Genomic DNA, 9,696 nt, shown 5'->3' with positions numbered 1-9,696 from the left:
GGCATGCTTCCGGAACATGAGTCTGTTCTCGGTGGAAGGCAAGACGGTCGTCGTCACCGGCGGTTCGCGCGGCATCGGCCGCATGATCGCCGCCGGGTTCGTGGCGGCCGGCGCGACCGTCGTCATATCGGCACGCAAGGCGGCGGAGGTCGACAAGACCGCCGCCGAGCTGGGCTGCACGGCCGTCCAGGCCGACCTGTCCACGCCCGAGGGGGTGGACACGCTGGTCACGGCGGTGGGCGGCCCGCTGCACGTGCTGGTCAACAACGCCGGCGCCACCTGGGGCGCGCCTCTGGAGGAGTATCCGGAGCACGCCTTCGACAAGCTCTGGGACATCAACGTCAAGGGCGTCTTCTACCTGACCCAGAAGTTCCTGCCGAACCTGCGCCAGGCGGCCGACCCGGACGACCCGGCCCGGGTGATCAACGTGGGCTCGATCGACGGCATCCGGGTGCCCGCCCTGGAGAGCTACGCCTACTCCTCCACCAAGGCGGCCGTGCACATGCTGACCCGCCACCTTGCCAGGCAGCTGGCCAAGGAGCACATCACGGTCAACGCCATCGCCCCCGGCCCGTTCGACTCCAAGATGATGGCCTTCGCCCTGGACGACCCCTCCACCCGCGCCGCCATCGCCTCGACCGTGCCCCTGGGACGGATCGGCCGGCCCGACGACATGGCGGGCGCGGCCGTCTTCCTGTCCTCGCGGGCGGGGTCGTACCTGACGGGCACGGTCATCCCGGTGGACGGCGGGATCTCCTGCTGATCAGACCAGCTCCCCCAGAGCCCTGGCGAAGTTCGCCGGGGCGTCCGGCGCGTACCGCAGGAACAGGTACGGCTCGGTCAGCTCCAGCTCGATGACCACCGGCGTGCCGTCGGACAGCCGGACCAGGTCGATCCTGGCGTAGAGAAGGGCGTGGGGAATGGCTGCTAGCACCTTCTCGGCCAGGTCGACCTGGTCCGGGGCCGGGGTGCGGAGCTCGGCCCGCGCGTTGTAGTCGAGGGTGGTCCCCGCCGCCAGCATCGGATGGCGGCGGACGGCGTGGCTGAGGCGGCCGTTGAAGTACAGCAGGGAGGTCTCGCCCTCCGACTCCACCATGTCGAGGTAGGGCTGGACCATCGGCTGCCGCCCCGCGGCCTGGAGCGCGGCGGCCAGTTCCGCCGCCTTGTCGCGGTCGGTGGTCCTGGTCGTGTCGCGGGCTCCGGCGGAGATCGCGGGCTTGACGACGTACTCGGGCCAGTCGGGCAGGTCGTGGGCGGACCAATGGGTCGGCACGGTCGGCACGCCCAGGTCTCTCAGGTACGTCTTGTCGGTGTTGCCCTCCAGGACGACGGCCGGGTTGAGCAGCTTGGTGACGGACTCGACGCGGCGGGCCCAGGCCAGGAACTCCGCGCGCCGGTCGATGTAGTCCCAGGCCGATCGCACCACGACGGCGTCGTAGGCGCTCCAGTCGGCCGCGGGGTCGTCCCAGCGTTCGGCGCGGCCCTCGATGCCGTTGGCGTGCCAGTGGGAGAGCGCGAGGTCACGCTCGTCGTCCTGGCCGGTTGGGTCATCAAAGGTGACATATGCACAGTTCGTCATCCAGGGATGGTAGTGGGGGCGGGCCGGGCCGCCTCGACCCGGCCCGCACGGGGACGCCCTCTCCGCGCCGGAGGGCGCCCCCGGGCCTGGCTAGGAGTCGACGCTGGTGCCGGCGTGGCTGTCGTCGGTGGCGGTCGTGGCGTTGCCGTTGACGTTGTTGACGCTGGTGGCGTCGGTGCCGCTCACGTTGACGTTCACGACGTTGCCGAAGTTGTTGCCCGACTGGGAGGTGTCGTGGTTGGAGCTGGAGTTGCCCGCGGTGACGTCGGCGTGGGCCGGGGCGGACAGGAGCGTCAGGGCGGCGGCCGCGGCGACGGCGCCGGTGGTCACGCAGAGCTTCTTCATCATGTCGATGTCCCTTCCTCGGAGCTGTACGGAGGTCAGTAGAAGATGTAGGTCACCGCGATGCCGCCGTCGGTGGCGGTGGTCGCGACGCCGTTGATGTTGTTGACGTTGGTCGAGTCCCAGCCACCACGGTTGGCCGCGGAGACGTCGCCGAAGTTGTTGCCCGACTGCGACGAGTCGCTGTTGCTGCTCCAGTTGTCGGACCAGGTGTCAGCGTGGGCGGGAACCGCCGCCATGGCGACGCCGGCGGCCGCGGCCAGCACGGCACCTGCGGCGCACAGCCTTTTGATCACTTCTGCTCCTTCACCGGTGTGGACCCCTGCGAGGCGGCGGACGCCAGGGCCCTGGGCAGCCGCCGCCCTCTTTTTGACCTTCTGTGACCCATTGGGATCAAGGTCAATGCGACTATATAACTCTGCGTTGCCGTTCGGTAGCACACAGTTATCAGAACATTGTTCGCCGCCGACGCTGACATGAGGTGGCAGTGATCCAGACCTAACGTCCGGCCATGATCTACGAACTACGGCGGTACACCCTTCACCCAGGACGGCGCGACACCCTGATCACGCTGTTCGAGCGCGAGTTCGTCGAGCCGCAGGAGGCGCTCGGCATGCGCGTCGCGGGCACCTTCCGCGATCCCGACGCGCCCGACACCTTCACCTGGCTGCGCGCCTTCCCCGACATGGAGGCGCGCCGGACGGCGTTGGAGGGCTTCTACGACGGCCCCGTCTGGCGGGCGCACCGCGACGCCGCCAACGCCACGATGATCGACTCCGACGACGTGCTGCTGCTCCGTCCGTCCGGTCCGGAGCTGCCCTCCTGGGAACGGCCGCCCGCGGGCGCCGCCGAGCCGCCCGCCGCCCTGTACGTCGCGACGATCTGCCACGTCGGGGAGGGCTTCGCCGAGTTCTTCGCAGGTCAGGTCGCGCCCGCGCTGGCCGAGGCCGGGACGCCGCCGGTCGGCTGCCTGGAGAGCGAGCACGCCGAGAACACCTTCCCCCGCCTGCCGGTCCGGACCGGGGAGAACGTGTTCGTGTGGTTCACCCGGTTCGCCCGGCCCGAGGACGAGCGCCCGGCGGACCTGTCCATGCTGGACCTGACCGCGCCGCCGGTGCGGCTGCGCCTGCGTCCCACCGCCCGGTCGTCGATGCGCTGACGACTTCTTCCAACTTTCGGGCCCTCGGCGGAGTTGATGTCCTACATGGACCGCTACGAGGGGTTCCACGAGTTCGTACGCGCCCGTCAGCAGTCGCTGATGCGGACCGCGTATCTGCTCACCGGAGACCCCCATCTCGCCGAGGACCTGTTGCAGACGGTCCTCACCCGTGTCGCCTCGCATTGGGGCAAGCTCGCCGAGGACGGCAACCCCGAGGCGTACGCGCGCCGGGCCCTGGTGAACCAGACCATCTCCTGGCGCCGGCGCAGGCGGCCCGAGGTGCCCGCCGCCGAGCTGCCGGAGTCCGGCGGGCACGCGCACGACGAGGCGACCGTGCGCCGCCTGACCCTGCTCAAGGCGCTGGCCCGGCTCACCCCGAAACAGCGCGCGGTGATCGTGCTGCGCTTCTACGAGGACCGCACCGAGCACGAGACCGCCCGGCTCATGGGCGTCTCGCTCGGCACGGTCAAGAGCCAGACGCACTACGCGCTGTCCAAGCTGCGCGCCCTCACCCCCGCGGAGGTGTACCGATGAAGACGCTGCGCGAGGACCTGCACGCGCTGGCCGAGCAGGCGCCGGTCGTCGACCTGGGGGCGCGGGCCGTCCTGCGCGCCCGGCGCAGGCGCGCGACCCGCCTGGCCGTGAGCGTCGCGGCGGCGGTCTGCGTGATCGGGGGCGGCGGCGTCGTGCTCCTGCAGCAGGCGCGTCCGGCGCCGCCGATCGTGCTCACCCCGCCGGCGGCCACCGCCCTTCCGCTGCCCGCCAAGGGGGTCGCGCCGGTCGAGCAGTTCTACCGGCCGATGTGCCGCACCGGCGGCCCGGCGTGCCCGTGGCGGCTGGTGACCCGGGACGGCGCCACGTACGAGCTGACCGACGGGCCGCGGAACGGGCCGGTCGAGGCGACGGCCGACGGGCGCCGGATCGCCTACTACAGCCCCGGCAGGCACGCGATCGTCGTCCGGGACCTGGCCGGCGGCCAGATGTGGACGTCGCCGCTGCAGCAGGACGACCAGGACTTCGCCGCCGAGTACGCGCTGCGGCTCTCCCCCGGCGGCCTGCGGTTCGTGGTGTCGGCGACGGGCGCGCCCCTGCTCGTGGACGTGCTGGGCGGCACGTCGGCCTCCCTGCCGAAGGGCTCCTGGCCGGTGAGCGTGGCCGACGGGACGGGCCCGGTCGTGCTGGCCAGGGCCAAGGGGGACACCACGGCGTTGTGGGTGCTCGGCCGCGACCCGGTGACGGTCCCGGAGCACACCTACGACTTCAGCGCCCTGGCCCCGGACGGTCGCACGATCGCCCGCGTCGGCACGACCCTCGACCGGAACCGCGAGCCCATGGTGCAACGCGACGGCACGATCGTCGTCTTCGACGTCAAGGGAGGCGCGGAGCGCCGGGTCAGGCCGTCCGGGCTCGCCGAGGGGCTGCGGCCGGCCAAGCTGGGCGGCTGGACGTCCCCCCGCGAGGTGACGTTGCTGGCCTATCCGGACGACGACCCCCGCGCCGTCGCCGTGGTCTACGCGGTGGACGTGGACTCGGGGCGCGCCACCGAGCTGTTCGCGCTGCGGGGGGACGGCCAGACGTCCGTGCCCGGGCTGGTCCGCTAGCCGTCGGGGATCAGGGGGCCGCGCCGTAGACGGGCTCGGGGGCGGGCGCGGCCTCCAGGAGCGTGGCGACGGCCTCGCCCACCTCCTCCGGCGACCAGCGGGCGCCCCGGTCCGCGGCGGGGCCGTGGCGCCAGCCGGTGGCCAGCGCGATCGTGCCGCCCTCGACCTCGAAGACCCGGCCCGTCACGTGCGCGGAGGCCGCCGAGCCGAGCCAGACCACGAGCGGGGCGACGTTCGCCGGGTCCATGGGGTCGAACCCGGCCCGCGGCCTGGCCATGGTCGCCGCGAACACCTCCTCGGTCATCCGGGTGCGGGCGGCCGGCGCGATGGCGTTGACGGTGACGCCGTAGCGGGCCAGCTCGGCGGCGGCGACCTGGGTGAGCGCGGCGATCCCGGCCTTGGCCGCCGAATAGCCGGCCTGGCCGACGCTGCCCATCAGGCCCGCGCCCGAGGAGGTGTTGACCACCCTGCCGGACACCTCCTCGCCCGCCTTCGACCGCTCCCGCCAGTACGCGGCCGCGTGCCGCAGCGGCAGGAAGTGGCCTTTGAGGTGCACGCGGACGACGTCGTCCCAGTCCTGCTCGGTCATCGAGACCAGCATGCGGTCGCGCAGGAAGCCGGCGTTGTTGACCAGGACGTCCAGCCGGCCGTACGCGCTGACGGCGGTCTTCACCAGCCGGGCGGCGCCGGCCCAGTCGGACACGTCGTCGCAGTTGGCCACCGCCCGGCCGCCGAGGGCCTCGATCTCGGCGACGACCTCGTGGGCCGGGCCGGCGGACGCGCCGCCGCCGTCGCGGGCGGTGCCGAGGTCGTTCACCACGACGCGGGCGCCCTGCCGGGCGAACTCCAGGGCGTGCTGCCTGCCGATGCCGCGTCCGGCGCCTGTCACGATCACCACGCGGCCAGCGCAAATGCCCACAAGACCTCCCAAGGGGATCATGCACAGATATCAAGAAATATCGTCAGAAGCTAGGTGTTGCCAGGCGGGGATCTCGCCGCCGCCGTCCACCCGTACCTCGGCGCCGGTCACGTAGCCGGGGGCGGCCAGCCACAGGCAGGCCGCGGCCACGTCGGCGGGCGTGGCGGGGCGGCCCGCGGGGATGGCGGCGTCCGCCCGGCCCCGGCCGGTGTACCGCTCGGCCGCCGTGGTGTCGGCCAGGCCGACCACGACCGAGTTGACCCTCACCTCGGGGGCCCATTCGGCGGCCAGGCAGCGGGCCAGGTGGTGCAGGCCCGCCTTGGCGGCGCCGTACGCGGCGGTGCCGGGCGAGGGACGGGCGCCGCTGACGCTGCCGATCATCACGATCGCCCCGCGGGCGGCGGCCAGCAGCGGGTGGGCCCGCTGGGAGACCAGCAGAGGGGCGGTCAGGTTGAGCTCGATGACGCGGGCGTGCAGGCGCGGCGAGGTGCCCGACACGGGGGCGGGCGGCGAGCCGCCGGCGTTGTTGACCACCACGTCCAGCCGGTCGAACCCGGCGACCAGCCGTTCGACGTCCGCCGGGACGCGCACGTCGGCCTGGACGAAGCGCAGGCCGTCCAGGGGGCCGGGGTCCTTCCTGGCGCAGACCGTCACGTCGGCGCCGGCCGCGCGGAAGGCCCTGGCGATGCCCGCGCCGATGCCCTGGGTGCCGCCCGTCACCAGCACGGACCTGCCCGTGTAGTCGTAAGTGACCGTCACGGGTGCTACCGTACCAAGCAAGCGTTAGGTGCGACCAGGGAGCGCGATGGGGATCACACTGCGGGACGGGCCGGTCGCCGAGGTCGTGGTGGACGTGCCGCCGGTGAACGCGTTGACCGTCCAGGGCTGGGCCGACCTGGCGGCGGCGGTGCGCGCGGCCGGGCGCGACCCGGCGACCAGGGTGGTGGTGCTGCGGGCCGAGGGCCGCGGGTTCAACGCCGGCGTGGACATCAAGGAGATGCAAGCCGATCCCGGGCACACGGCGCTCGTCGGCGCCAACCGGCAGTGTTTCGAGGCGTTCGCGGCCGTCTACGAGTGCGAGGTGCCGGTGGTCGCCGCCGTGCACGGGCACTGCCTGGGCGGCGGCGTCGGCCTGGCCGGCAACGCGGACGTGGTGGTGGCCAGCGAGGACGCCTACTTCGGGCTGCCCGAGGTGGACCGCGGCGCGCTCGGGGCGGCCACGCACCTGGCCCGGCTGGTGCCCCAGCACCTGATGCGGGCCATGGTCTACACGTGCCGGAACGTCACGGCGGCCGAGCTGCACGCGTTCGGGTCGGTGCTGGAGGTGGTGCCGCGCGACAAGCTGCGCGCGGCGGCGATGGAGGTGGCCGGGCTGATCGCGGCCAAGGACCCGTACGTCATCCGCCGCGCCAAGGAGTCGCTGAACGGCATCGACCCGGTGGACGTGCGGCGCAGTTACCGCTTCGAGCAGGGCTTCACCTTCGAGCTGAACCTCATGGGCATGGGCGACGAGCACAGGGAGCGGTTCCGATGAGCAAGGTGATGTCCGTCGAGGAGGTCGCGGCCTCGGTGGAGAGCGGGATGACGGTCGGGATCGGCGGCTGGGGCTCGCGCCGCAAGCCCATGGCCCTGGTGGGCGGCCTGCTGCGGACGTCCGTCCGGGATCTGACGGTCGTCTCCTACGGCGGCCCGGACGTCGGCATGTTGTGCGCGGCGGGCAAGGTGCGCCGGGTGGTGGCGCCGTTCGTCACGCTCGACTCCATCCCCCTCGAACCGCACTTCCGGGCGGCCAGGCAGGCCGGCACGGTCGAGTTCACCGAGTACGACGAGGGCATGTTCATGTTCGGGCTGCTGGCGGCGGCGCACCGGCTGCCGTTCCTGCCGACGCGGGCGGGCCTTGGGTCCGGCGTGCTGCGGGTCAACCCGGAGCTGCGGACGGTGCGCTCGCCGTACGGGGACGGGGAGGAGCTGGTCGCGGTGCCCGCCCTGACCATGGACGTGGCGCTGGTGCACCTGAACCGGGCCGACGCCCGCGGGAACGCCCAGTATCTGGGCCCCGACCCGTACTTCGACGACCTGTACGCCAAGGCGGCCGGGCGCTGCTACGTGTCCTGCGAGCGGCTGGTGGACACCGCCGACCTGCTGAAGGAGGGGCCGGTGCAGTCGTTGCTGATCAGCCGGTCGATGGTGACCGGCGTGGTCGAGGCGCCCGGCGGGGCCGGGTTCACCTCGTGCGAGCCGGACTACGGGCGCGACGAGGAGCGGCAGCGGCGGTACGTGGAGGGCGGCGTCGATGACCAGAGCTGAGGCGAGCAGGACTGAGGTGAGCAGGGCTGACGTGTGCGTGCTGGCCTGCGCGGAGGCGTTCAGGGGAGACGGGGAGATCCTGGCGGCCGGGATCGGCGGGGCCATCACGGTGCTGGCCGCGCGGCTGGCCCGGCTGACGTTCGAGCCCGATCTGCTCACCTCCGACGGCGTCTGCCTGCTCACCGGCGACGTGCCCGCGCTGGGGGCGGCGCCCGGGGTGGTGGAGGGGTGGCTGCCGTTCCGGGAGCACCTGTGGCTGGTGCTGAACGGCCGCCGGCACGTGATGCTCGGCGCGAGCCAGATCGACCGGCACGGGAACAGCAACATCTCCTGCATCGGCGACTGGGCCCGTCCCAAGGCGCAGCTCCTCGGGGTGCGGGGGGCGCCGGGGAACACGCGGTGCGACCCGACGAGCTACTGGATCCCGCGGCACTCGCGGCGGGTGTTCGTGCCCGAGGTGGACATGGTGAGCGGGCTGGGCACCGACCGGGGGGCGTACGAGCTGCGGCGGGTGGTGACGGACCTGGCGGTGCTCGACTTCGGCACGCCCGACGGCTCGATGCGCCTGGTGTCCACGCATCCGGGGGTGAGCGTGGCCGACGTGCTGGCCGCCACCGGCTTCGACCTGGTCGTCCCGCCGGAGGTGCCCACGACGCGGGAGCCGGACGCGGCCGAGCTGGCCGTCCTGGACCGGCTGGATCCCGGCCGGGCGCGCGACCGCGAGGTGGCCCGGTGAGGACGGCGCTGACCGAGCTCACCGGCTGCCGCCATCCCGTCGTCCAGACCGGCATGGGGTACGTCGCGGGCGCCCGGCTGGCCGCGGCCGTCTCGGCGGCGGGCGGGCTGGGCGTGATCGGCGCCGCCACCATGTCGGTGCCCGAGATGACGGCGGCGGTCAGGCGGGTCAAGGAGCGGACCGACGCCCCCTTCGGGGTGAACATCCGCTCCGACGCCGACGACGCGGCCGAGCGGGTGGCGGTGATGATCAGGGAGGGCGTGCGGGTGGCGTCGTTCGCCCAGGCGCCCCGGCGCGAGCTGATCGCCCGGCTCAAGGACGCGGGGGTCGTCACGATCCCGTCGGTGGGGGCGCGCAGGCACGCCGAGAAGGTGGCCGCGTGGGGGGTGGACGCGGTGATCGTGCAGGGCGGCGAGGGCGGCGGGCACACCGGCCCGCTGGCCACCACGCTGCTGCTGCCGCAGGTCGTGGACGCGGTGGACATCCCGGTGATCGCGGCGGGCGGCTTCTTCGACGGCCGGGGCCTGGTCGCCGCGCTGGCCTACGGCGCGTGCGGGATCGCCATGGGCACCCGGTTCCTGCTCACCCGCGAGTCCCCGGTGCCCGGCGCGGTCAAGGACGTCTACCTGGCCGCCCGCGAGACCGTCGTGACGACCAGGGTGGACGGCGTGCCGCACCGCGTGCTCAGCACCCCGTTCGTGGCCTCGCTGGAACGGTCGCGGCTGCTGCGCGCGGTGCTGAACGGCGCCCGGTTCCGGCGGCTGTCCGGCCTGTCGTGGGGCGCGCTGGTCCGCGAGGGACGGCGGATGCGCCGCGGCCGGGAGCTGACCTGGGCGCAGGTGCTCCAGGCGGCCAACACGCCGATGCTGCTGCGCGCGGCGATGGTGGACGGCCGGGCCGATCTCGGGGTGATGGCCTCGGGTCAGGTGGTGGGCGTGATCGAGGATCTGCCGTCGTGCGCCGAGCTGATCGGCCGGGTGATGTCCGAGGCCGAGGAGGCACGCAAACGCCTGGCCTGACCCACGCGACGCCTGACCCGCACGACGCCTGACC

General features: G+C 73.2%; 13 protein-coding genes. 8 read left to right on the top strand and 5 right to left on the bottom strand.

The features are described from left to right. Positions 1-16: 16 nt before the first annotated feature. Entirely contained in the window at positions 17-763 is a 747-nt protein-coding gene (locus tag ACFYUV_RS47810; RefSeq protein WP_387681996.1) for an SDR family oxidoreductase, read from the top strand. Here the strand turns inward: ACFYUV_RS47810 and ACFYUV_RS47805 are convergent, their stop codons facing one another. The 3 genes from ACFYUV_RS47805 to ACFYUV_RS47795 all read right to left on the bottom strand — a co-directional run bounded on the left by ACFYUV_RS47805 (position 764) and on the right by ACFYUV_RS47795 (position 2,217). Further along, positions 764-1,579 (bottom strand): hypothetical protein, encoded by an 816-nt coding sequence (locus tag ACFYUV_RS47805; RefSeq protein WP_358298475.1) that lies wholly within the window; start codon positions 1,577-1,579, stop codon positions 764-766. It abuts the gene before it with no gap. A 90-nt stretch (positions 1,580-1,669) separates the two neighbouring features. Next, the gene (locus tag ACFYUV_RS47800) at positions 1,670-1,927 is read right to left on the bottom strand and encodes a hypothetical protein (RefSeq protein ID WP_352363132.1); all 258 of its coding nucleotides are present in this window, start codon (positions 1,925-1,927) and stop codon (positions 1,670-1,672) included. 32 nt (positions 1,928-1,959) lie between these two features. After that, a complete protein-coding gene (locus ACFYUV_RS47795) occupies positions 1,960-2,217 on the bottom strand; it encodes a hypothetical protein (RefSeq protein ID WP_352319902.1) in 258 nt (85 codons plus the stop codon). 215 nt (positions 2,218-2,432) lie between these two features. On the opposite strand from ACFYUV_RS47795, the gene ACFYUV_RS47790 reads away from it, so the two are divergent. From ACFYUV_RS47790 to ACFYUV_RS47780, 3 genes are read left to right on the top strand one after another with little or no spacing between them, the layout of a single operon-like run. Continuing rightward, entirely contained in the window at positions 2,433-3,080 is a 648-nt protein-coding gene (locus ACFYUV_RS47790; protein WP_387681992.1) for an NIPSNAP family protein, read from the top strand. A 36-nt stretch (positions 3,081-3,116) separates the two neighbouring features. Then, entirely contained in the window at positions 3,117-3,614 is a 498-nt protein-coding gene (locus tag ACFYUV_RS47785) for a SigE family RNA polymerase sigma factor (protein ID WP_387681989.1), read from the top strand. Further along, entirely contained in the window at positions 3,611-4,681 is a 1,071-nt protein-coding gene (locus ACFYUV_RS47780) for a hypothetical protein (protein WP_387681986.1), read from the top strand. Before ACFYUV_RS47785 ends, ACFYUV_RS47780 begins: the two co-directional genes overlap by 4 nt. A gap of 10 nt (positions 4,682-4,691) precedes the next feature. On the opposite strand, the gene ACFYUV_RS47775 is transcribed toward ACFYUV_RS47780, so the two are convergent. Both ACFYUV_RS47775 and ACFYUV_RS47770 read right to left on the bottom strand, forming a co-directional pair. Then, positions 4,692-5,621: an SDR family oxidoreductase gene (locus ACFYUV_RS47775; protein ID WP_387681983.1), complete on the bottom strand. Its 930-nt coding sequence runs from the start codon at positions 5,619-5,621 to the stop codon at positions 4,692-4,694. 9 nt (positions 5,622-5,630) lie between these two features. Beyond that, positions 5,631-6,359: an SDR family oxidoreductase gene (locus ACFYUV_RS47770; protein WP_387681980.1), complete on the bottom strand. Its 729-nt coding sequence runs from the start codon at positions 6,357-6,359 to the stop codon at positions 5,631-5,633. 46 nt (positions 6,360-6,405) lie between these two features. Here ACFYUV_RS47770 and ACFYUV_RS47765 point away from each other — a divergent pair, with 46 nt between their 5' ends. Genes ACFYUV_RS47765 through ACFYUV_RS47750 form a run of 4 tightly spaced genes read left to right on the top strand, consistent with a single transcriptional unit; the run spans position 6,406 to position 9,662 of the window. Next, positions 6,406-7,134, top strand: coding sequence for an enoyl-CoA hydratase family protein (locus ACFYUV_RS47765; protein WP_387681977.1), 729 nt, complete (start codon positions 6,406-6,408; stop codon positions 7,132-7,134). After that, complete coding sequence (locus tag ACFYUV_RS47760) at positions 7,131-7,907, top strand: CoA transferase subunit A (protein WP_387681975.1); 777 nt, start codon at positions 7,131-7,133, stop codon at positions 7,905-7,907. Before ACFYUV_RS47765 ends, ACFYUV_RS47760 begins: the two co-directional genes overlap by 4 nt. Further along, entirely contained in the window at positions 7,894-8,643 is a 750-nt protein-coding gene (locus ACFYUV_RS47755) for a CoA-transferase subunit beta (protein ID WP_387681972.1), read from the top strand. Before ACFYUV_RS47760 ends, ACFYUV_RS47755 begins: the two co-directional genes overlap by 14 nt. Further along, on the top strand, positions 8,640-9,662 hold the full coding sequence (locus ACFYUV_RS47750) for an NAD(P)H-dependent flavin oxidoreductase (protein ID WP_387681970.1): 1,023 nt from the start codon (positions 8,640-8,642) through the stop codon (positions 9,660-9,662). The genes ACFYUV_RS47755 and ACFYUV_RS47750 overlap by 4 nt, the downstream gene beginning before the upstream one ends. The last annotated feature ends 34 nt before the right edge of the window (positions 9,663-9,696 follow it).

The organism is Nonomuraea sp. NPDC003560 (genome assembly GCF_042878785.1).
Taxonomy (GTDB): Bacteria; Actinomycetota; Actinomycetes; order Streptosporangiales; family Streptosporangiaceae; genus Nonomuraea.
The sequence above is the reverse complement of the archived record's forward strand: the minus strand, read 5'-3'. Positions and strand labels throughout refer to the sequence as shown.

Bases quoted from the DNA above. Each gene is read 5' to 3' on its own strand.
- ACFYUV_RS47810 (WP_387681996.1), top strand. From the start codon at position 17: ATGAGTCTGTTCTCGGTGGAAGGCAAGACGGTCGTCGTCACCGGCGGT.
- ACFYUV_RS47805 (WP_358298475.1), bottom strand. From the start codon at position 1,579: ATGACGAACTGTGCATATGTCACCTTTGATGACCCAACCGGCCAGGAC.
- ACFYUV_RS47800 (WP_352363132.1), bottom strand. From the start codon at position 1,927: ATGATGAAGAAGCTCTGCGTGACCACCGGCGCCGTCGCCGCGGCCGCC.
- ACFYUV_RS47790 (WP_387681992.1), top strand. From the start codon at position 2,433: ATGATCTACGAACTACGGCGGTACACCCTTCACCCAGGACGGCGCGAC.
- ACFYUV_RS47785 (WP_387681989.1), top strand. From the start codon at position 3,117: ATGTCCTACATGGACCGCTACGAGGGGTTCCACGAGTTCGTACGCGCC.
- ACFYUV_RS47780 (WP_387681986.1), top strand. From the start codon at position 3,611: ATGAAGACGCTGCGCGAGGACCTGCACGCGCTGGCCGAGCAGGCGCCG.
- ACFYUV_RS47775 (WP_387681983.1), bottom strand. From the start codon at position 5,621: ATGATCCCCTTGGGAGGTCTTGTGGGCATTTGCGCTGGCCGCGTGGTG.
- ACFYUV_RS47765 (WP_387681977.1), top strand. From the start codon at position 6,406: ATGGGGATCACACTGCGGGACGGGCCGGTCGCCGAGGTCGTGGTGGAC.
- ACFYUV_RS47760 (WP_387681975.1), top strand. From the start codon at position 7,131: ATGAGCAAGGTGATGTCCGTCGAGGAGGTCGCGGCCTCGGTGGAGAGC.
- ACFYUV_RS47755 (WP_387681972.1), top strand. From the start codon at position 7,894: ATGACCAGAGCTGAGGCGAGCAGGACTGAGGTGAGCAGGGCTGACGTG.